The sequence below is a fragment of the Picosynechococcus sp. PCC 7002 genome (genome assembly GCF_963860125.1).
Lineage (GTDB): Bacteria > Cyanobacteriota > Cyanobacteriia > Cyanobacteriales > MRBY01 > MRBY01.
Window position 1 is genome coordinate 1,339,249 of the sequence record NZ_CAWLFA010000001.1, and the last position, 22,087, is coordinate 1,361,335.

The 22,087-nt window shown below is 49.5% G+C and carries 19 protein-coding genes; 12 read left to right on the top strand and 7 right to left on the bottom strand.

Going from position 1 to position 22,087, the window contains the following annotated elements:
• Positions 1-20: 20 nt before the first annotated feature.
• On the bottom strand, positions 21-350 hold the full coding sequence (locus tag AACQ84_RS06570; RefSeq protein ID WP_012306908.1) for an STAS domain-containing protein: 330 nt from the start codon (positions 348-350) through the stop codon (positions 21-23).
• A 351-nt stretch (positions 351-701) separates the two neighbouring features.
• Here AACQ84_RS06570 and AACQ84_RS06575 point away from each other — a divergent pair, with 351 nt between their 5' ends.
• A complete protein-coding gene (locus tag AACQ84_RS06575; RefSeq protein WP_041443455.1) occupies positions 702-1,793 on the top strand; it encodes a saccharopine dehydrogenase family protein in 1,092 nt (363 codons plus the stop codon).
• 43 nt (positions 1,794-1,836) lie between these two features.
• Here the strand turns inward: AACQ84_RS06575 and AACQ84_RS06580 are convergent, their stop codons facing one another.
• From AACQ84_RS06580 to AACQ84_RS06590, 3 genes are all read right to left on the bottom strand, one after another.
• A complete protein-coding gene (locus AACQ84_RS06580; RefSeq protein WP_012306910.1) occupies positions 1,837-2,562 on the bottom strand; it encodes an alpha/beta fold hydrolase in 726 nt (241 codons plus the stop codon).
• 141 nt (positions 2,563-2,703) lie between these two features.
• Positions 2,704-3,216 (bottom strand): flavodoxin FldA, encoded by a 513-nt coding sequence (fldA, locus tag AACQ84_RS06585; RefSeq protein ID WP_012306911.1) that lies wholly within the window; start codon positions 3,214-3,216, stop codon positions 2,704-2,706.
• Between the two features lie 166 nt (positions 3,217-3,382).
• Positions 3,383-4,411 (bottom strand): chlorophyll a/b binding light-harvesting protein, encoded by a 1,029-nt coding sequence (locus tag AACQ84_RS06590; protein ID WP_041443458.1) that lies wholly within the window; start codon positions 4,409-4,411, stop codon positions 3,383-3,385.
• A 401-nt stretch (positions 4,412-4,812) separates the two neighbouring features.
• On the opposite strand from AACQ84_RS06590, the gene xth reads away from it, so the two are divergent.
• Both xth and folP read left to right on the top strand, forming a co-directional pair.
• Positions 4,813-5,595, top strand: coding sequence for an exodeoxyribonuclease III (gene xth / locus AACQ84_RS06595; RefSeq protein WP_041443459.1), 783 nt, complete (start codon positions 4,813-4,815; stop codon positions 5,593-5,595).
• 4 nt (positions 5,596-5,599) lie between these two features.
• The gene (gene folP / locus AACQ84_RS06600; protein WP_012306914.1) at positions 5,600-6,457 is read left to right on the top strand and encodes a dihydropteroate synthase; all 858 of its coding nucleotides are present in this window, start codon (positions 5,600-5,602) and stop codon (positions 6,455-6,457) included.
• Here the strand turns inward: folP and AACQ84_RS06605 are convergent.
• Positions 6,435-7,871: a dihydrolipoyl dehydrogenase family protein gene (locus tag AACQ84_RS06605; protein WP_012306915.1), complete on the bottom strand. Its 1,437-nt coding sequence runs from the start codon at positions 7,869-7,871 to the stop codon at positions 6,435-6,437. The two genes, folP and AACQ84_RS06605, sit on opposite strands and share 23 nt — an antisense overlap.
• Positions 7,872-8,106: 235 nt before the next feature.
• Complete coding sequence (locus AACQ84_RS06610) at positions 8,107-9,123, bottom strand: hypothetical protein (protein ID WP_143589353.1); 1,017 nt, start codon at positions 9,121-9,123, stop codon at positions 8,107-8,109.
• Positions 9,124-9,654: 531 nt separating this feature from the next.
• On the opposite strand from AACQ84_RS06610, the gene AACQ84_RS06615 reads away from it, so the two are divergent.
• Both AACQ84_RS06615 and AACQ84_RS06620 read left to right on the top strand, forming a co-directional pair.
• The gene (locus AACQ84_RS06615; RefSeq protein WP_012306917.1) at positions 9,655-10,419 is read left to right on the top strand and encodes a dienelactone hydrolase family protein; all 765 of its coding nucleotides are present in this window, start codon (positions 9,655-9,657) and stop codon (positions 10,417-10,419) included.
• Positions 10,420-10,641: 222 nt separating this feature from the next.
• The gene (locus AACQ84_RS06620) at positions 10,642-11,235 is read left to right on the top strand and encodes a hypothetical protein (protein WP_012306918.1); all 594 of its coding nucleotides are present in this window, start codon (positions 10,642-10,644) and stop codon (positions 11,233-11,235) included.
• 14 nt (positions 11,236-11,249) lie between these two features.
• Here AACQ84_RS06620 and AACQ84_RS06625 read toward each other — a convergent pair whose 3' ends face one another.
• Positions 11,250-12,179 carry an FTR1 family iron permease gene (locus AACQ84_RS06625; RefSeq protein ID WP_012306919.1) on the bottom strand — a complete coding sequence of 310 codons (930 nt, stop codon included), beginning with the start codon at positions 12,177-12,179 and terminating at the stop codon, positions 11,250-11,252.
• 445 nt (positions 12,180-12,624) lie between these two features.
• Between AACQ84_RS06625 and AACQ84_RS06630 the strand changes: the two genes are divergently transcribed.
• From AACQ84_RS06630 to AACQ84_RS06660, 7 genes are all read left to right on the top strand, one after another.
• Positions 12,625-14,253: an NB-ARC domain-containing protein gene (locus AACQ84_RS06630; protein ID WP_012306920.1), complete on the top strand. Its 1,629-nt coding sequence runs from the start codon at positions 12,625-12,627 to the stop codon at positions 14,251-14,253.
• Between the two features lie 143 nt (positions 14,254-14,396).
• Complete coding sequence (glpX, locus tag AACQ84_RS06635; protein ID WP_012306921.1) at positions 14,397-15,434, top strand: class II fructose-bisphosphatase; 1,038 nt, start codon at positions 14,397-14,399, stop codon at positions 15,432-15,434.
• A gap of 258 nt (positions 15,435-15,692) precedes the next feature.
• Complete coding sequence (locus AACQ84_RS06640) at positions 15,693-16,970, top strand: glutamyl-tRNA reductase (RefSeq protein ID WP_012306922.1); 1,278 nt, start codon at positions 15,693-15,695, stop codon at positions 16,968-16,970.
• 131 nt (positions 16,971-17,101) lie between these two features.
• A complete protein-coding gene (gene psbP / locus AACQ84_RS06645) occupies positions 17,102-17,653 on the top strand; it encodes a photosystem II reaction center PsbP (protein ID WP_012306923.1) in 552 nt (183 codons plus the stop codon).
• Positions 17,654-17,759: 106 nt separating this feature from the next.
• Positions 17,760-18,344: a Maf family protein gene (locus AACQ84_RS06650; protein WP_012306924.1), complete on the top strand. Its 585-nt coding sequence runs from the start codon at positions 17,760-17,762 to the stop codon at positions 18,342-18,344.
• Positions 18,345-18,522: 178 nt separating this feature from the next.
• The gene (locus AACQ84_RS06655; protein WP_012306925.1) at positions 18,523-21,258 is read left to right on the top strand and encodes a hypothetical protein; all 2,736 of its coding nucleotides are present in this window, start codon (positions 18,523-18,525) and stop codon (positions 21,256-21,258) included.
• Positions 21,259-21,311: 53 nt separating this feature from the next.
• Entirely contained in the window at positions 21,312-22,076 is a 765-nt protein-coding gene (locus AACQ84_RS06660) for a hypothetical protein (RefSeq protein WP_041443462.1), read from the top strand.
• The last annotated feature ends 11 nt before the right edge of the window (positions 22,077-22,087 follow it).

Sequence of the window (22,087 nt, forward strand, 5' to 3'; positions counted from 1 at the left end):
TTCGGCTTTTTGGGGCTTGTTTAGGATTGCGCTGCCTGCTGTTCAAAGAAGTCTGCTTGGGTCGCAAAAATTTCAAACACACGGTTCATATTGGTCAACTCAAACAGCATTTGTACCTGTTCATTGACGTTACATAAAATCATTTTCGCCCCGTGGGAGCGCACCGTTTTTAATAATAAAACCAATGATCCGAGGCCGGCACTGTCCATAAATGTGATTCCAGCAAAATCAAGGACAACAACTTCTTTTTTTTCCTCGATAATACTTTTGAGTAAATCATCTTTAAACTCAAGGGATTTAATATTATCAAAAATGCCCGTGGGGTGAAAGACTGCAATTTTGTTATCCATAATGAACGCAGAATCGTTAAAAAAGAATCAAAAACTAGGTAAAAATTTTAAATCAATATTGATGGTCAAGAAGGTGAGGCGTTGTCCTCAAGCGCAGTGACCCAGGGGGACTGTTTTAGCTTAGTCTACATTGTCGTCCTTTGAACCAGACCTATTCTTTTCAATCCATGGGCTTGGCAACAAATGGCGTTTCTACCTTAAATATTATCCGAGCCTAGGGGCAACCTGGCGGGGAAAATTGGATTTTTTAGGCTCAGGCTTGCGGTGGCGTGGTGGGTCGTTGTCTACTGTCTCAGGGAGCAGCCTGATAAAATGCCCAGGGTGTGGCAGCCAGAGTACAGGATAGCGCCGATGGTAAGGAAGATTTTGATTTTGGGGGGCACGGGCTGCATCGGTCAACGGGTGGCAGCGGCGATCGCCCCCCTGGGTGCGGTGACAGTTACGGGACGTTCTGGGCAGACAGCAAAGGCGCTCCAGGGAACATTTCTGCGCCTTGATTTAGAAGATTTAGCAGCTTTAGAAAAGGCGATCGCCAACCATGATCTGGTGATTCACTGTGCGGGGCCATTTCACCGCCGGGATGGGCGAGTCCTACAAACCTGCATCTACCAAGGCAAAAATTACATTGACGTTAGTGATCACCGTTGCCTGTACCAAAAGCTCAAACCCCTGACCCAAGCCGCCAGGGAAGCCGGAATTATCGCGGTGTGCAATGCAGGGGTCTTTCCGGGGATCTCTAACAGTATGGTGCGCCTCGGTGTAGAGCAGCTTGACGAACCTCACCAAATTGAGCTTTATTATGGTGTCGCAGGTTCCGGCGGGGCTGGAGAAACGGTGCTGACCACGACTTTTCTGGGGTTAGGAGAACCTTTTCTGGTGTTCCAAGGGGGCACTTGGCAAGCCAAACAACCCTATTCCAAGCCGACGATTATCGATTTTCCGGCACCCATTGGCAAAACAACGGTGTATTGGTTTGATGTGGCGGAAACTTTTACCTTTGCTGAGTCTTTTCCGGTAGAAACGGTGGTCACAAAATTTGGTTCTCTGCCCAATTTTTATAATCAGCTGACGCGGGCCATGACCCTATTGCCGGAATCATTACGCCAACATCCCCGCATCATTCAGGGTCTCAGCAAAATTGGCTACGGTATGACCAAGCTCACGGATTCCTTTACGGGGGTTGGGGTGGCGATGCGAGCGATTGTTAGCGGCATAAAAGATGCTACGCCCCAGCAGGTTACGGTGGATTTTGTTCATGAACACACGGCGATCGCCGCTGGCTTAGGGGTTGCTCTGGTGGCGGAGTTAGTTTTGAGTGAGCAAATTAACCAGCCTGGTCTCTATCCCGTCGAGCAGATTATTCCCAGTGATTTGTTTTTGGCCTGGGCACGCCAGCATCAACTCCAACTTTCTTGGAACATTCAACCTTCTGAAAAGAATTAGGCGATCGCCAATTGAACATTCACTAGAAATCTGGTCACTATTTTTAAACTGTCGCTGTTAGGGCCGATTGCTTGAGTTGCAGGAAGGTCGAAATTTCATGGGCCACTTTTTCGGGCTGAAAATAATGGAAAAAATACCGACCTTGGGGGCATTGCCACAGGGTATCCTCCGGCTTGAGCCAAGGCTGCCAATCTGTTTGAAGTTTCTGATCAATCACCACATCATCACTGCCCCCACAAACCAACAAAGGCATTGAGACCGAACGGGGTGGTAAAGATCGATTTCGACAAAGGGTATGGAGGGGAAGAGCCGTTTTGAGGTCGCTTTCGAGCACATCCCGCAGTTGATAAACGGTGGCTGGCGATTGAATTCCAAACAGATTGTAAACGGTCTGCTTTAGGAGAATACTTCTCGGACAAGGTAATAGGCGCAACTGGGCATAATAATGGGCCTGCCAATCCACCGCCGGATAAGCCCCTACCGACAGCAAGGTCAGGGATTTCACCCGTTCTGGGTGGCGATCGCCGTAGAGCAAGGCCACTAATCCGCCAGTGCCATGGCCTAGTAAATGAACGGGGCGATCGCACTGCTTGAGGTAATCATGAAGCAAGACTAAAACATCATCAAGGGAACGGGCTTCGTCCATCGATTGCTGATATTCCCAATAGTGAACTGAGTGTTTTTTTGCTAATACCTTCAGGAGAGGTATATCAAAGGATTTAAAAGCGGGATTAACGTTTAACCACAGCACATCATTGGTTTGGTACATTTTTATTTTTAGAATAATTTTTTATTGTTGTTATTGATTAAAAAAAATTTATTTGGAAAAATCCCTTTACCGAATTCCTTTTGATTCCACCAGAGGAAGAGTACAACAAGCTCCTCCCCTGAATGACATTAATCAAGCGTTCTACAGACCAAAGGCTGGTTTAAGTTGGGCAACCCAAGCTTGAATACGTTCTGCCGTCAATTCCGGTTGATTATCTTCATCGATCGCCAAACCGACAAATTTACCGTCCCGTTCCGCTTTGGATTCGCTGTGGTCATAACCAGCGGTGGGCCATTGGCCTACGGTTTTCCCGCCAAGGCTGGTAATTTTTTCTTCTAAAACGCCCATGGCATCCTGAAAATTGTCGGCATAGCCCACTTGATCCCCAGCCCCAAAATAGGCAATGGTTTTTCCTGAAAAGTCTACGTCATCGAGATCATCATAGAGGGCTTCCCAGTCTGACTGTAGTTCTCCCACATTCCAGGTTGGACAACCAATGATCAGCTGATCAAAATCCCGTAGTGCTTCGATATCAACCTCAGCCACATCAAAAAGTTCGACAATATCTGAACCACCAAAGGCCGCTTGGATCGCTTGGGCAAGTTCTTCTGTGTTGCCTGTTTGTGTGCCGAAAAATAAACCAATTTTTGACATGATTAAAACCGTAATCTTGCTTTAGAAAGTTGTTTGAATTGAAAAATCAATTACTCTAAAAAGAGTCGCGTTAGGAGAAAGAAAAAAGGTTCCAAATCACTGCATGGAACCCGATTGTCTATGAGAGGAAAACTTTTACTAAGTTGATGTGTAGCGGTTAAAAAACCTAGGCATCCAGTGGATCGCTAAGGACTTTTTCGACTCGACGGAAATCAAAGCCCATGGCGCGGAGGGCGTGCCAGAGGTGCCCCTGGAGGAAGAAAAAGGCAAAGAAGAAATGGGCATTGGCTAACCAGGCACGGGAAGTGTGTTCGTTCATGGGGAGCTCGATGGTGTCGGCAAAGTAAGGCACAATGCTGAGTTTGACATCGAGAACAGGCCCATAAAATTCAACGGGATAGGCCGTGGTATTCACTGCGCAGAAGTAGGCGGCCACAAATCCCGCCAAGGCGATCGCCCCCAGGGAATAGGACAAAATCGCTTCCCCAGAGAACAGGAGCACCTTTTTTGCCCACTGGAGTGGCGGCACGAGAATGTGCCAAATTCCCCCAGCCACAAGCAGTACACCCACATAAATATGGCCACCAACGATATCTTCGAGATTATCAACGGTGGCGAAGTGGGTTTGATACCCGTAGATCACCGCCGGATCGAGGGTCGGCTCTGTAACCAAGCGCACGGTTTGGGTCGCTGTGTCGTACAAACCGCCAAAGTACATCGCTTTCGCTACGAGCAAGAAAGCACCCAGTCCCAGCAACAGTAAGTGATGGCCCAAAATTAAACCCAATTGCTTCGGGTCTTCCCAATCAAAATGGAAACGACGGGCTGGGCCGGTGGCTGTTTTGAGATCTTGGGGGCCACGCAACACATGGAACAATCCCCCTGCCGCCAGTACCGCTGAAGAAATTAGGTGAATTGCACCAATCACAAAATAAGGCTCTGTATTGATCGCACCGTTTCCTTCGATGCCCAGGCCAAGGGTGGCTAAATGGGGCAAGAGGATTAAATTTTGCTCGCCCATGGGTAGGGTCGGGTCAAAGTAAGAAATTTCGAACAACGTGAAGGCCCCTGCCCAGAAAACAATTAAGGCAGCATGGGCCACGTGGGCACCAATAAACTGACCGGAAAGGTCAGCAAACCGGGCATTGCCTGCCCACCATTCGTATTTAACGTCTGGATTATCGTAGGTTTGCATCGTGATTTTAAAAAGAGTGGTCGTTAAAACTAATCAGGCTAATCACTTATCGCATATATTTGGCAATAAAGGATTGGCTTTATCCTACAATTATTCTCAGTAAAGTCAAGTTAACTTTTGTAAAAAGTTGCCCTGGCCAATCACTCCATGAGACCAAAAACCTTATCTCTGCAAAGAAAATAGGAGTTTTTACGAATTTCTCGCTCCACTTCTCGCCGCAACGATCACGTCTTTTTTGCTAATCAGTTTTGATATGAAGAAACCCAATAATTATTTCAGACAAGTTTTATCACTATTAATTATCAGTTGGTGTTCATGCAATAAAAGGCGATCGCCTAGGTATCAGTCGGATTCCTGGCCGCAAACTACGCTAAATTAACTAAGTCCAATTCTCGAAGCCCATGGAAATCGCAACCTGGAACGTGAACTCGGTGCGTTCTCGCCAAACCCACATCTGCCAATGGTTAGAACAAACGGGGGTTGATCTGCTCTGTCTCCAAGAAACAAAGGTGGTAGATCCGGACTTTCCCCGGCAGCCCTTTGAAGCCCTGGGGTATCACACCTCGATCTCTGGCCAAAAATCCTACAATGGCGTTGCTCTCCTCAGTCGGGAACCGCTCCAGGACGTGATTATTGGTTTTACGCCTGTGGTCGGGGCGGCGATCGCCCAGGATTTTGACGCGCAGAAACGGGTGATTTCTGGGGTGATTGGCGATGTGCGGGTGGTGAATCTCTATGTGCCCAATGGTTCCGCCGTCGGTAGCGAAAAATATGACTACAAGCTGGGCTGGTTTGAGGTTCTCAAGGCCTATTTAAAAGAATTGTGCAAAGACGATCGAGAGATTTTAATGTGCGGCGATTTTAATATTGCCCTCGAAGACCGGGATATTTATATGCCGAAAAAACCGGATCACATTATGGCTTCCCCCGCAGAAAGAGAGACTTTAACGGCGATCCTGGACTTCGGCTTTCAGGATGTATTCCGCAAATTTAACCAAGAGGCAGATCAATTTAGCTGGTGGGATTATCGGACGCGGGGTTTTAGTCGGAATCGCGGCTGGCGCATTGACCACATTTATCTGACGGAAAAGCTTTACGGCCAGGCAAAACGCTGTTGGATCGACCGGGAGCCGCGCGGTTGGGAAAAACCCAGTGACCATACCCCTGTAATTGTGGAGCTTTAGACCGATGGAACCGCTTACCCTCCGGAATCAAACTTTTACCTGGGGCGATCGCACCTATGTGATGGGGATTCTCAATGTCACCCCCGACAGTTTTAGTGATGGCGGTCAGTTTAATTCCGTTGCTGCCGCCCTGGCCCAAGCAGAAAAAATGGTCGCTGCTGGCATTGATATTCTCGACATTGGTGGTCAATCGACCCGACCCGGTGCGGCACAAATTTCCCTCGCGGAAGAGTTAGACCGGACAATTCCTGTGATTCGAGCGCTTCGAGAAAAATTTCAAACGGTAATTTCCATCGACACCACCCGTGCAGAAGTAGCAAAAGAGGCGATCGCCGCTGGGGCCGATATTGTTAATGATATTTCTGGGGCGACCTTTGACGCGCAAATGCTGACGGTGGTGCGGGATTTAAACGTGCCAATTATTTTGATGCACATCCGGGGCACACCCGAAACCATGCAAAGTCTGACGGACTACCAAGATCTGATTGCCGATCTGAAAACTTTTTTCCAAGGGCGCATCGCTGCTGCCCTAGAATTGGGCATCCCGAAAAATCACCTGATCCTCGATCCGGGCATTGGTTTTGCGAAAACAGCCCTGCAAAATTACGATCTCATTCGCCAGCTCCAGGACTTTCGCGATCTGGGTTACCCGCTCCTGGTGGGGCCTTCCCGTAAAAGCTTTATTGGCCATATCCTCAATAAACCAGATCCCACGCAACGGGTGTGGGGGACAGCGGCGGCCTGTGCCGGGGCGATCGCCTTCGGGGCCGATATCCTCCGGGTGCATGATGGCCCAGAAATGATCGATGTGGCGAAAATTGCCGATGCGATTTGGCGGCCTACAAAGAGCGCAGAAACTTAAAGAATTCGGTCAAGAAATTTTGGAGTTTTTCGTTATCGGCGTATTTTTTCTTGGAGAGTAACAGCGCCGTTTTACTATTAATTTCGCTCAGGGTCGGGTAAACATGAATCCCCGTTAAGGCCGAAACCGGTAAGCGATAGGTCATCGCCAGAACAATTTCATGGATCAGCTCCCCTGCCATTGGCCCTACCAGATGCGCCCCTAGGATTTCGCCGTTATGACGCACAATCAACTTATTAAAGCCCACGGTAGAATCCTCCGCCTGGGCCCGATCCACTGACGCGAAAGGCACTTTCAAAATCAGCACATCACCGTAACGTTTACGGGCTTGTTCCTCGGTCATGCCAACCCGTGCCACCTCCGGATCGGTAAAGGTTGCCCAGGGAATCACCCGATAATTGACGCTTTTGAGAAATAATTGCAGTGGATTCAGGGCATTTTGGAGTACCACAACGGCTTCGTAACCCGCCACATGGGTAAACTGATAGCCCCCAATCACATCGCCGCAAGCATAGATCCGACCATTGGTCGTTTGGAGTTTGTCGTTTACATGGATGCCTTGACTGTCGTAGTCCACTCCAGCGGCTTCTAGGTTGAGGGACTTGATATTGGGAGTGCGGCCCGTGGCCAGGAGAATTTCATCGGCGATCGCCGCCACCTGGGAATCATCCTCAGTGTAGAGGTGTTTTTTGCCCTTGACCACTGCTACCCGTTTTAACCGGGCATTTTTCAGAATGGTGATTCCTTCTTGGTTAAATTGTTGCTCCAGGACAGCGGCGGCGTCGGGGTCTTCTTTGGGCAAAAGGCGATCGCGGCTCGCAAACAGAGTCACTTCCGTCCCCAAACGGTGGAAGGCTTGCCCCAACTCACAACCAATCGGCCCCGACCCAATCACCGCGAGGGATTCTGGCTGCTCTGTGAGGGAAAACACCTGTTCATTGGTAATAAAACCCGCTTCCTGGAGCCCTTCGACGGGGGGAACAGCAGGCCGTGATCCGGTGGCAATCACAAAAGCGCGGGCCGTTAGCTTGCGACCATTGACGAGAAAAGTTTTGCCGTCGAGAAACTGACCATCCCCAAAAATCACCTCGACCCCAAGCCCCTCAAATCGCTCTGGAGAATCATGGGGTTCAATGGTGGCGATCGCCTTTTGTACATGGCCCATTGCTTCTGAAAAATTAATTTCTGGCGCTTTTGTATGAACGCCGACCCGTCCTGCGTGGCGCACTTGGTGGGCAACTTTTGCCGCATGGAGAAAAGATTTACTGGGAACGCAACCATACCAGAGGCAATCTCCCCCAAGGCGATCCTTTTCGACCAGGGCCACCTTTGCCTTTAACTGGGCCGCTGCACTGGCCACCACGAGGCCTCCAGAACCACCGCCGATGATGACAATATCGTAATCCACAGCCACAGTTAAGTTTCTCCATTGGTGCAGTCAAGTGATTTTATTTTGCGCGAAAATTTCCCCTTTGTATCGCTAACGTTGGGATTTTCAGGAAATTTTTAACTCTTTTTCTGCTTAGCTTCAGTTTTGTCGCCCGCTCCCCCAGGCCAATTGCTTTTACTTTTGCGGAAAATTTACCCGAAAAAGTTCAATTCTAGCGGTGACAAATGGCCCATCCAAGCGCTTCTTGCCTTTTTATCCTTTAGGGACAAAGGAGGCTCAAACTTCCCGGGGGTGAAGTGCGGCGGCAACGATAGCTCTCAAAGGTAAAAATCTGTGGGTTAGTCGGTTCATAAAATACCCCATGGACAATCTGTTGTACGCTGTCATCGGCAACTCGTTCCAACCAGACCCCTTGGTAACCACCGCCATTGCCTGGGTAGTTATCAATCAAAATCTCTACCCAGGGCCTTGCATCGGAGGTTCCTTCAGGAACTTCTGTCGGAGGCAACCAACCTAGAACTGGGTCATACCAGCCAGCCTGTTGTGCTAACGCTCGCACTAAAACATAGATACTTTGGGATTCACTTTCCCAAGGGGCTTGTTCTGGGGCAAGGGTCGGTGCAGCCCGCCATTCGTCACCACCAAAATCTAAAAAAGTCAAATCAGTACAATTCCCGACAAAATCACAAGATTCCTTTGTTTTGCTCTCGAAAGGAAAAGTCTGACTCTCGGTATATTCTGGCCGTAATTCAGCAGCAATCCCCATGATCGGCATAAAAGTAAAAGACCAAGCCTGGTGGGGTGATCGATCATTGAAACTAGGGTCAGCATTTTCTACCCCATAGCTCTCTGCGAGATCCTGATAGAGAGATGGGGACAGATTATAGTGATCGACAGTTACCGTGTTCAGTTGTTCTCGAGCATTGTCGATCAGGGTCGGTGGTGATAGGCGAAGTCGGACGCGCCAGGCTGGTAAATCTGGGACACCGCTCAGGCGAGCTGCATATTCAAGGGGGCCCATGTTTTGAAAGTAGCGCAGTCCTTCTGGAGAGAGGCTAGTGGGCGTGGGGACTTGGGCAATTAGGGCAGGTGATGTTGGGGTCGATGGTTCTGCCGTCTGATGCCGCGATTGGGACATTACCCCCCCGGTGTTTTGGGTTTCTGAAGCGATAGGATTTGCTTGGAGCAGTTTGGCGGAATCTGCAGATTGACCACAGGCCGTGATCAAGGCGATCGCCATTCCTGTTGATAAATGAATGAAATTTTTAGTGAACATAGTTCAATCTCAATAAAATTACGTGGTGGTAAGTGCTGATTTCAATGGACATGGATAAAGCAATATTCGATTTACCTACTGCCTCATCCCAGTCCAACTACCACCATTGCCCACCGGCTCCTCAAAATAACTCCAACTTCTCACTCTTTTTGGGGGTAGGGATGACTGAAAGAGCAGCGGGCGTTGTCTCCGTTGTACTGGCTCTAGAAGATGCTTGATCAAAAAAAGTGGCCAAGCTCCGGAGACCCCTCCCTTCCAGGGTGAAAGGCAGCAAAGTAACGGGGGAGAAAGCTTGCGAGATTGGGATCGTCTCATATTAACAATTCAGTAACTAAAAATTTTTGATCAATGACTTTGAGTTACTGCGTTTTTAGTGGCTAAGAATAATTACCTATGCAGTAACCGAATTAACGATGATTTTTTAGGATCGCTACAATGTGATGGCCGGAAAAGCTGGCGATCGCCATATTGTGGCTCGTGGCCTAACCGCATATCAGTGATTGTAGATACGTTGAGGAGAGACCTTTAAAGATGTTACGAAAAATCCTTCTATTAGCTGGGCTTGTGGGGTTAATAGGTATTCAAAAACCCGCCACAGCTGATGTTGTTGCCTATCCTTTGGTTTATGACATCGATGACCAACCCTTTGAGGGGTATGTTGCCCGCAACGAAGGCTTTGGGGATGATCAGCCGGTTGTTTTACTCGTGCACGACTGGGATGGCCTCAATCGCTACGAGAAAATGCGCGCGAATATGCTCTCGACCCAAGGTTATACGGTACTTGCCCTTGATCTGTATGGTCAGGGGGTACGACCCGAAAATGTCGCTGAATCCCAAGCAGAAAGTGGCAAACTCTATGGCGATCGCCAACTGATGCGCGAAAGATTACAAGCAGGCTTAGAAGTCGCCAAGCAACTCGAAGGGGTTGACCCAGAAAAAGTTGCCATCATGGGCTATTGCTTTGGCGGTTCGGCAGTGCTAGAAATGGCCCGGTCAGGGGCAGATCTTGATGGCTTCATTTCCTTCCATGGCGGCTTAGCTCTACCAGAAGGTCAAGATTACAGTGAAACCACAGGTTCCGTTTTAGTGCTCCATGGCTCGGCTGATCCTGTCTCTCCCATCGCTGAGGTGGCCGCCCTCGCCACAGATTTAAACGAAGCGGGCGTGACCTACGACATGGAAATCTATGGGGGTGGCTTGCACTCTTTTACCAAGTGGGATTCTAGCGATTATGACCCCCAAGCGGATCTCAAATCCTGGGATGAATTGCTCGAATTTTTAAAAACAGTTTTTTAAACCAGATCAATTTTTCATTTCAGAAAAGTTACAGTTCATTATCGGCAAGTTTTGGAAAAATATCATTCCAGGCTTGCTTTTTTGATGTTTTTCGCCACGGTAAAACAGCAATTAGTACAAATTTTTACATCATTAATTTCACGCCCATTGGGAAACTTTTCCGTGGCTTAACCTGTCATGGACTTTTACACAAGGATTGAGTTAAGCAGGATATTTAGCACCATGAAACCCTTCACACGTCAATGGGTACTGCTGGGCCTTATTCCCCTCCTGACTTTGGGGTCACTACTGCCCACATTGCCCGCCGCCGCTGACCCCAGAAGAAACAACACCCCCGAAAATTCCTACGAATACTACAGATATCGTTGGGATTATGATGACGATGATGACTGGGATGATTATGACGATGACGACGATGATCGCTATCGATATCAATACCGTCGATACGACTGGCGAGATGAAATTTCTTCCTGGGATAGAATTTTTAATGACATTGATCGCAATTACAACAGTCGTATTCCCCGCGAGCTTTTTTATTTCCTAAGACGCGACCAAAATCTGCGTCGGAGCCTGTTTCAAACCTTCGGTCTGCCTAGGGGAAATGACAGTTTGATCCGTGACATTATTCTCGGTGTTCTTTTCGATCGTAACTACAACAATTACAATAACTACCGTTATCAGCGCGGGTTTGACTACGGCATCGATGCTAGTTGCTTACCAGCCCGGTGGCGACAGGAATATTATCGCGGCAACCCAGTGCCTCCCTATTTGTTGCGGCAATGTGGTCGCGTGCGTTCGTATGATTACGATGATTAGCTAAAACGATTTCCCTAGGGTTGTTTCACTGAGGGGACATCGGGTCTACGGAACAAACCGAGGCTATAAAGATAGAGCGTCCCGACGGAACTGAGAAAGAGCACATAGGCGATCGCCTGGGCCAGGTAAATTTTTTGGCGATAACCCAACAAGGATTTCAGCAAAATCCCCGGAAACTGTTTGTCGGGTAAAGTTTCTGACAAATCCCAAAGCTGAATCCCTAGAACGCAGGCTGGGGCAGGGGAAATGCAGAGGGCTTGATATTGGGTTTGGATCTGGGCAAAAAGGGCGATCGCCGCATCGATGTGCTTTAGAACACCGACCACCAGCCCCGCAATAATCAGCAGCAGAAAGATTCCCATCACCTGAAAAAATAACTTGATATTCAGCCGTACCCCCAGGGCAAAGAGGAGAAACCCCAGCACCGTTGCCACAGTCAAGCCAGCCATCGCCCCAAGACTCGGCGGCAGCCATCCCCCTTGGAATTGGGCCACGATAAAAATCACCGTTTCAAATCCCTCCCGGAGTACCGCAATAAAAATCAGGGAAAAGACAGCCCAGGCCGCCGTTTCTCTGTCCTGGAGTGCCGCTTGCAATGCCCCTTCGACATCGGACTTTAAAGATTTGGCCTGGCGGGTCATCCAAATGAGCATCCAACTCAACATGGCGATCGCCACAACCCCAAAACTCCCTTCGAGGATTTGTTTAAAAACTGGCGCATAGGCTCCATCCGCCGTCGCCACCTGTAACAGCAGCCCCCACAGACCCCAGCCCACCAGGACACTCGCCCCCAACCCGGCACCAATGCCACCATAGACCCACTTTTGGAGGGACATCTGCTGCGCTTTCGCCAGACAAGCCAAGACAATGCCCACCACCAGGGCCGCTTCAAAGCCCTCCCGCAACGTAATCACAAAGGCGGGTAATGCTGCACTAATTTCCATAACTGATCCCATCAATTTCGGTGACGTTTTTCGCTTGCGCAATGCTTTTTTGATCCTAAAGGATTTTCCTTAAGACCTAGGCGATCGCCAAAAGTCCCTTACTCTCACCATCGCTGCGATGAATATTTTGCATCCAAATTTTGCATAAAAGTGACGGCCAATCACGATTAATGCTTAACGGCTCTGACAAGACATTTTTTATCTTGACTGAATGGTCAAAAATAAAGCAACTCAAAAATGCTCACAATGCATTTTCTGCAACATTTTGCTCTTTATTGGCAGATACAGAAAGTCATTTTATTCACAAAGTCATATTATTCACAACTTTTGGTCAAGGACACCAGGAAGGAAAGGAATACAGATAAACTCTTAGATAGTTGCCTTAGTGTGTGGCAGAGCATTGTCCATTGCAGCCGTCACCTAACATTTCATCGAATAACGCCACATGACCAACCTTACGCTTCTTCAGCTTTGTATTTGGCTTAGTCACAAACACGGGGACCCCCTGGATGGACTGCGTCAAGAGCTATTATTGCGGGCGTTAGAAGGGTACAAATTAAAAGATATTCAGATCGATGGCTATTCCCACAGCTATGTAAAACGGGTTATTGCTCCGGATCTTTGGAAACGCCTCGGACGTTATTGTAACCAACGGGTGGGGATTCGTTCACTCCAGTTGGCTTTGACCACTAAATATGAGCAGCTCTCGGAACAAGAAAAGGCAGCGGTCGATAAAATCGTACCCAACGGTATGGCCGCAACGACGGAGTCCCAAGTACCAGCCCCAACACCACCCCAGTACCAAGGAATTCCGAGAAACAAGAATCATTTTTATAACCAAGAGTCAACCCTGCGCACCCTAGGGCAACGGCTCCAACAAAGGGATATTTCATTAATCTTCGTGCTAGGGGGTGGCGGCCTGGGAAAGACTACCCTTGTCAGCGAAGTGCTCCGGCACCACCCACCACTCCAGGAAAACACGCTCTGGTGTAACCTCAGCGATCGCCTCATGTTTGATCACAATTGGGCTTTGATTCAGCAGGAATGGGCCTTGGCGGAACACCCTGACGGGGCGATCGCCCAACTCCAGGATCATTTGCAACAGCAGCCGAAGATTTTAGTCTTTGACCACTGGGAACTACTCTTTGCCACCGCTTGTCTGTCGGGAAACTATCAACCGCAACACGTAATGTATGTGGAATTTTTAGAGGCGATCGCCCACCAGAGTCTAGCTGGCACCGTTGTCGTGATTTCCAGAGAAAATTCCCCCGCCATCGAAGCCTTAGCCACGGACAACCCCAGGGTCACATTGATCACCGTCGAAGGCCTCAGTAATTTAGTCGCCCAGCAAATCCTCCAGGAATATAACCTCCAAGACCCAGAGCTTTGGGCTGATTTGGTCGAGACCTATCGCGGCAACCCCCTCAAGCTCCGGCTAATTGCCACAGGGATTCAAGAATGGTATGGCGGTTCTGTGGCGCAATTTCAAAACCAAGAAACAATTATCGGTGGCAATACCCTACGGGATATCCTCTACAATCTCACCTGCCGCATTAGCAACTCCGAACAGGAAGTGCTCTACTGGCTGATGTTGTGGGGCAAATCCATTACCCTCGAACAACTGCAGGCTAACTTTCATGTAGAAATGCCCTTTGCCAGTGAAGTTTGGGATGCGGTGCGCTCCCTTGACCGACGTTTCCTCCTGGAGAAAAAAGAAAATCATCGCCCCTACTTTGGCCTGCAACCGTCTATCCAGCGTTACCTCGCCCAGGAATTTACCCGGGAATGTTGCCAAGAAATTATCCAGGCGATCGCCACTCTCCCCCAAACCCACTTTAATCACCTCAAACATTTCCCCCTCATGCCCCAGGGAGCCGATCCAAATATCCTGACTTCCCCCGTTATTTGCCCGATCCTGAAGGGACTGCAAAACCGTTATCGGGATTTTTCACAAATCCAAGCAAATTTGCGGCGACTTGCCCAAAACACGCCCCCTGCAAACTCCCTCCAGCACGACTATCGCCAAACCAATCTCACCCTTCTATATGAAACCTTAACGACCTATTTTCTCTAGCCCATCCGGAGATATTTAAAGGAAAAACTTTTCTGGGAATCTTCTGAGGCGATCGCCCTTCTCTGATAGACTTTGGGGTGTTTACAAAAAAACTAAATGACTGGTGGTTTTGATCAACAGTCGCAGTCTGGAGGATAAAAAGCGTGGAAAGCACCCTCGGTTTAGAAATTATTGAAGTTGTCGAACAAGCGGCGATCGCCTCTGCCAAATGGATGGGGATGGGCGAAAAAGATACCGCCGACCAAGTGGCCGTTGAAGCCATGCGGGAACGGATGAATCAAATTCATATGCGCGGTCGCATCGTTATCGGTGAAGGGGAGCGGGATGATGCCCCCATGCTTTACATCGGTGAAGAAGTCGGTATTTGTACCCGTGAAGATGCCAAAGCCTATTGCAACCCCGATGAACTGATCGAAATTGACATCGCCGTTGACCCCTGTGAAGGCACCAACCTCGTCGCCAATGGTCAACCCGGTTCCATGGCAGTCCTCGCCATTTCCGAAAAAGGCGGTCTGTTCCATGCCCCCGACTACTACATGAAAAAATTGGCCGCGCCCCCAGCCGCCAAAGGAAAAGTTGACATTCGCAAGTCAGCCACCGAAAACATCAAAATTTTGTCTGAGTGCTTAAATCGTAGCCCAGAAGAATTAGTCATTATCGTGATGGATCGCCCCCGTCACAAAGATCTGATCAAAGAAATTCGGGCCACTGGCGCCCGGGTTCGTTTGATTAGCGATGGGGACGTATCTGCGGCAATTTGTGCTGCCTTTGCTGGGACGAACATCCATGCGCTGATGGGAATTGGGGCCGCTCCTGAAGGGGTGATCAGTGCCGCCGCGATGCGTTGTTTGGGTGGTCACTTCCAAGGGCAACTGATTTACGATCCCGCCGATGTGAATACCCCCGAAAGTGCGGACTGGAATCGCGAAGAAAATATCAAACGCCTCAAGTCCATGGGCGTTGAAGATCCGGACAAGGTTTATGAAGCAGAAGAATTAGCTTCCGGTGAAACGGTTCTGTTTGCGGCCTGTGGGATTACCCCCGGCACCCTCATGGAAGGGGTTCGTCTGTTCCATGGTGGCGCACGCACCCAGTCTCTGGTTATTTCTAGCCAATCCATGACGGCTCGCTTCGTGGATACCATTCACATGTGGGACAACCCCCAAAATATTCAACTCTAGGATCAAACTTGACAGCGATCATTGGAGTTTAATCTGTCTGCAACAAAAGGGCGATCGCCAACGAGGGGTCGCCTTTTTTTCGTGCGCTGTCAGCGATTGGGATGCCGTAAAGTTACATAAATTTTCTTTACAAAACCTTTTGTCCCTAAATGTTCGGAGACTACATTGCATAGGAAGTTAAAAAAATCCTTTAATAGAACTCTGCGCTTCCCTTGGATGTTGGAGCCCTAGAGAGATCAAACCTTTAGAGAAAACCCCATGAATATCGTTGTTGTTGGCCTGAGTCATAAAACAGCCCCCGTCGAAATCCGCGAAAAACTCAGTATTCAAGAAGCGAAAATGGACGAGGCGATCGCCCACCTCAAATCCTACCCCCACGTAGAAGAAGTCGCCGTTATCAGTACCTGTAACCGCCTTGAAATCTATGCCGTCGTGCAGGAAACAGAACAGGGCGTGCGGGAAATTTGCCAATTTCTTGCGGAAACCGGACAACTCCAACTCAACCGCCTGCGCCGTTACCTCTTCACCCTGCTGCACCAAGATGCCATCCGTCATCTCTTGCGAGTCGCTGCGGGCCTAGAAAGTCTCGTTCTCGGCGAAGGCCAAATCCTCGCCCAGGTCAAAGCCGCCCACAAACTTGGTCAACAGCACAAAGGCCTAGGGCGCTTACTCGACCGGATGTTCAAACGGGCGATCACCGCCGGGAAACGCGTCCGCAGCGAAACCAACATTGGCACCGGGGCCGTTTCCATTAGCTCCGCCGCCGTGGAATTGGCCCAGATGAAGGTCAAGGATCTTTCCAATCAAAAAATTGCGATTATCGGTGCCGGGAAAATGTCGCGTCTGTTGGTGCAACACCTCGTTTCTAAAGGGGCCGAAGACATCACTATCGTCAACCGTTCCGAACGGGGGGCGCGGGATCTCGCGAAAAAATTCCCCGATGTGGATCTGCAATTAGAATTGCTGCCAGAGATGCTCAATGTCGTTGAACAGGCGGACATTGTCTTTACCAGTACCGGGGCGACGGAACCGATTCTTGACCGGGCGAAACTGGAAAATCTCGATCTTCACACGTTAATTTTGATCGATATTTCTGTGCCCCTTAACGTTGCTGCCGATGTGGAAGAAATCGCCGGCGTGCGTTTATATAATGTGGACGCCCTCAAGGAAGTAGTGGCCCAAAACCAAGCGTCCCGCCGCAAAATGGCCGAAGAAGCCGAAGCCCTTTTAGAAGAGGAAGTAGAAAACTATATCCAATGGTGGCAGTCCCTCGAAACCGTCCCGACCATTAGTTCCCTACGCAGCAAAGTCGAAAGCATTCGGGAGCAGGAGCTGGAAAAAGCCCTCTCTCGCCTCGGTGCAGAATTTGAAGAGAAGCACCAGGAAGTTATCGAAACCTTGACCCGGGGGATCGTTAATAAAATTCTCCATGATCCGATGGTGCAACTGCGGGCCCAACAGGATATTGAAGCCCGTCGAGTCTGCCTCCAATCGCTGCAAATGCTGTTTAACCTCGAAACGGAAGAGGCGATTTAGCAAGAGCCTAAGGCATTATTAAACCCAATAAATTTCGGTTTGAGCCGGTGTTTTCGCTAGGATGATGAACGCGGAGACTCCGGCTCTGTAAGTTTATTTTTTAATTTCTTTTAAATTTCTGAGGTAAATAAATGCGCCAAAATCGATGGAAAAAGGCGATCGCCAGTTTGTTGATCGTGATCAGTTGTACGTTGGCTGCTTGCGGTGGCGTCGGTAGCCTCCAGGGCTATAGCAATGGCACCTATGGCTATCAGTTTCTCTATCCCAATGGTTGGATTCCCGTTGACGTCAGCAAGAGCGATACTGGCGTAGATGTGGTATTTCGGGATTTGGTGGAATATTCCGAAAATTTGAGCGTCATTATCAGTGATGTTCCCGCCGACAAAGCCTTAAACGATCTCGGCACTCCCACCGATGTTGGCTATCGGTTTATGAAAGAAGCAAGCCAAAATAGCGATCGCCAACCTGAATTGATCCGGGCCGAAAGCCGCACCGACAAGGGCCAAACCTACTACACCCTCGAATATCGCGTCACCCTCCCTGAAGGTCAAATGCGCCATGACCTCGCCACCGTTGCCGTCAAGCTAGGCAAACTCTATACCTTTAATCTCTCGACCCGCGAAAGCCGTTGGCCCCAAGTGGAGAAACTCTTTAACGCGATGGTCAATTCCTTTAAGGTCTAATTGATCAGCCATATTCAAGCAATATTTTTGACACCTTGATCCGCCAGTGCATCCACCTGGGTATGCTGTAATTGCCTTTGTTTGCGCCGCCTTACCTCAAAACACCATGGAATTTGTCCTTGCGTCCGCTTCCCCAGCCCGTCGTCGTTTACTCCAAGGCATTGGGATCAACCCCATTGTCCACGTGAGTCATTTTGATGAATCCCAAATTCACCATGATGATCCGGCCCAGTTGGTCGAAGCCCTCGCTGCGGCCAAAGCAAAAACCGTGGCCCAACATCGTCAAGATGCTTTAATCCTCGGCTGCGATTCAGTGCTCCATGTCCGAGGGGAAATCTTGGGGAAACCGGCCTCCCCTACTGAGGCGATCGCCCGGTGGCAAACCATGCGGGGCCATTACGGTTTGCTCTATACAGGCCATGCCCTCGTGGATCAAACCCAAAACCAACTGCTCGTGCGCCACGGAGTTACAAAAGTCTATTTTGCAGCCATTGACGATGACACCATTGCGGCCTATGTGCGCAGCGGTGAACCCCTACAATGTGCAGGGTGTTTTGCCCTTGAAGGAAAAGGGGGGCTTTTTATCGAAAAAATTGAAGGCTGCCATAGTAACGTCATTGGTTTGAGCCTACCGCTATTACGGGAAATGCTGGCGCACCTCGGCTATACCGTCCAGACCCTATGGCCCTAAGATCAGCGGCAATGTCAAACAAATAGGGCAATGTTACATTTACTGGCATTTTACCAACGACATTTTAGGGATGGGATATTCTGAGAAGAAATAACATCCGCCCAGCCATCATCCCCAGGCTTTTATCCATACTGCGCCCCCATTTTTGCGCCAACCCAGTGACCAAGGAGATTCCACCATGTCCTTAAGCGATGAATTTAAGCAAGCCCTCCGCAGCGGCGACCTTTCCAAAGCCTTTACGATGGTGGCGAGTAAGGCAGCAACCCTAAATATTACGACTCGCATTGTCCGTCATCCTGACCAGGGTGAGCCCTACCCTCCCGATACGAGCCTCCATACCCAAGTCGATCTCATTAATGGCACCGTCGAAAATGATGTCGACGAGGCCGTACTCAATACTGCTCAGTACCAGAATCTCCAGCATTTTCATCAACAGCAAGTTGCCCTAGGTCACCGTAAAATTCAAGAAAATTTCCAGGGTTTGCAACAGCTATTTCAGTTGCTTGTGACCCTGCAGCAATATGACCGCTTGATGAATGCCGAGGAACCCCTAGACCTGAAATTCCTTGAAATTCCTAACCAAACGCTCATGGCCGCAACGGTGAAGGTTGTTGAGCCTTTTTCGGAAACGCCGCCGGAGAGTGATAAAATTCCCCCTCTGCCCCATAATTCCCTGCCAACGGTAGCCCCCTCTGCCCCGACCGAATCAGCTGCGGAACCTCAGCCCAGCTTTGTCGCAGAAAAGAACGAGGCGAAGGATCTAGCGGATGCTGATTCTCTCAACTTTTTAGATAATTTTGCGGAAATTGCCCTGGATGAAACGCCAGAGGCGACCCTGACAACCCATGAGGCCCCAGAAATTGAAGATTGGGAAACCCCTGTTGATACCACGGCGGCAGAACGGGCCAACGGCGATCGCCCCGATGCCTATGTCCCCAATTTGGCAGATTTTGAAGTAGACAGCGATCCCTTCAGAGATGAGGCAGTAGACGATTTAGAATTAGAAGATTTACTCGAAGACCCCGAAACTCCCGTAGCAGAGACAGCGACATCGTTAGAAACCACGGATCTAGATGCGGTCGATGATGAGACTTTATTTGCATTTTTGAATCAGGATTGGCACAATCACCCAGGCGTCACGGAGATCACGTCCCTCGATGGGCCGGAGACAGACCGATTGCCTTTACCTCCCCTTCCGGAAAATTGGTTGGAGCAGGAACTGGCCGCAGAAGCAGAGGCTTTACCTGATCTGGCAGAGTCCGAAGCTAATGATGGTGATAGTGAAGCAGACTTAGGGGACTTCAATGAAACCATCGCTGACTTTGGGGAGGATATTTTCATAGAGGATCTGGCCCTCGGCGAACTCCCGGAAGATGAACTTGGCGATCGCCTAAGCCAAGCCTTCCCGGATGTCACCACCGCCGATTTTGACAATGACCCGGAAGCCTCATCAGAGTTGACGGCAGATGATGCCTTGCCCAACGAGGAATTCAGCGAAGAAGAAGAATTAGACTTTACGGACTCTGACTTAGAACGTTTAGAGACTTTGGCCGCCGCTGACTTGGACGATCTTCTGGGGAGTAATGAAGAAACGCTCATTGAAACCACCGAAGCAGATGCGGCGATCGCCCCCGAAGAAACCATTACAGATCACCAAGACCTACCCACGGATCTAGAGGATTTGGACGCCTTTGACTTCAACCTCTTCCCCACAGATTTAGACGAAAATACCCTCGGCCCCTTAAATGCCCCAGACCTTGGCAGTTCAGACTTAGCCCTAGATCTAGAATTAGATGACGACGGAGACCTAGACCTCGATCCCGATGCTTTTGATGCCGATTTTGAGCTTGGGGCTGATCCCTTGGCAACAGCAGATCCCCTAGCCGAGGAAGACTTCGATCTGCCCAGTGATTTTGAGCTTGATCTCGAACCCATTGATCATTCCAACAATACCAGTGATGATTCTGGGTCAGATATCGATTCCCTAGAAGCTCCAGAAGCTCTATCTGAAGACGATCTTGAGCAATTTGACGATTTTGAGTTTGACCTCGACCAGATGGAGCTCTCTGGGGAAATGGCCCTTGATCCCCTCGATGCATCCTTTGATTTAGATCTAGAACAACAAGACTTCACCGAGGATATTCACGTCGCCCCGGCTGATCCTGATGCCCCACCGGAATCCACGACGGATCCCGACGCTTGGCTGTCAGAGGGAGCCGACCCAGAGGAAGAAGATGCCGATATCTTTAACCTAGGGGAACTCGATGAGGCAGCACTGCTCGACTTTGACCTTGATCAAGACCATCTCTCCGAACTTGAAATCGAAGCCCTTGATCACCAAGAAAATTCCCACGACTTTGAGGCCAGTGAGTTCAGCAAAGAGACTGTGATTCAGGCAGATTTTCAACAGCCAGATGATCTTAGTCCGCAAGATGCTGCAGCCCTGGATTTTGACGACTTAGACCTTGATCTTGACCCCCAGACTTTGCCACCGGAGGCCATGGCCCTTTGGGATGATGATCTTGACCTTACAGCCGATCTCCCTTCCCTAGGAGATGAAAGCAACGGCACCAGCGAGGCCAATCATCACCATGACGCAACAGCCGCCCCGACCAATGATTTCAGCGATGATAGTTGGTTAGAGGAACTTGATCTGTCGGGTGAACTAGATCCTGATTTCGATCTTGCCCTTGATGACGAAAATTCAGCGATAGATATCACCAGCCTCGATAATTTGGATCAAGACAGTGCCATTGATCTATCCGCCAGCGATGCGGCGATCGCCCCCGATGGGGATCTAGATTTAGAAGAAGCGCTAGCAGATTTAGAAGAACTGAGTACCTTTGATAGCAAGGACTTTGATGATTTTGATTTTGGAGACGAGGCGCCTCTTTTTCTAGAAGAAGAGTCCTAGGTGTTACTGCTAACGACGCTCCCAATTGTTTCATCCCACTTTTTTGGTCTCCCATGAATCGTTCTGCTCCCGAAGCCAAATCCCCTCAGCTCCAGCCTGCTGCTATGGACCCATTTATCCAGGCTCTAAACCAGGTTTTTCTGGATGCAAGCACCCTAGAGGTCAGTACGATGGTGGTCGATGCCATTGATGGTCAGCGATTTATTCCCCAGGAGGTTTACCAAGATTTGTATTATCTCAGGGAGGATACGCTCAGCCAGCAGCATTACTCCCCCGATTTACAGGCGGCCTACGGCAATTTGCGATCGCAACTGGCGCGACAATACCACACCCTCCTCAGGGAACCGACACACCCTTTGTATCATGGCGAAAACTCCGGCCCTCTCCCCCCACTCCCCAATCCCACGGGCGATGCCCAAGATCAGCGGCAAATTCAAAATCTGCTTGGCGATCGCCAATTTCTCTGTTGCCTACGCAAACTAGGAGAACTAAAAATTGCCCTTGACCAACGCAAACGACAGCACCAACAAGCGAAACAGCCCCTCCCCGAAGGCATTATTTACGCGAAAACAATCCTGCAACTGGATGGCACCATTGCGAATACCTACACCGAAGCTCTGATGAGCCATCCCCACTGCACGACAATCCTCCAGGCCCACCAGCACAATATCCAAACCAGTGAACAGCAATGGCAGGGACTCTTAAGATTTTTTATCAGTCTCATTCAAGGCACGTTCAAACGACAACCCAAACCGAGTTCACAAACGTCCAAAGCCCGACCAAGTCTCCCCAGAGCGTCCCTTGTTAAGCCCCAATAGTTTTCTCTGTC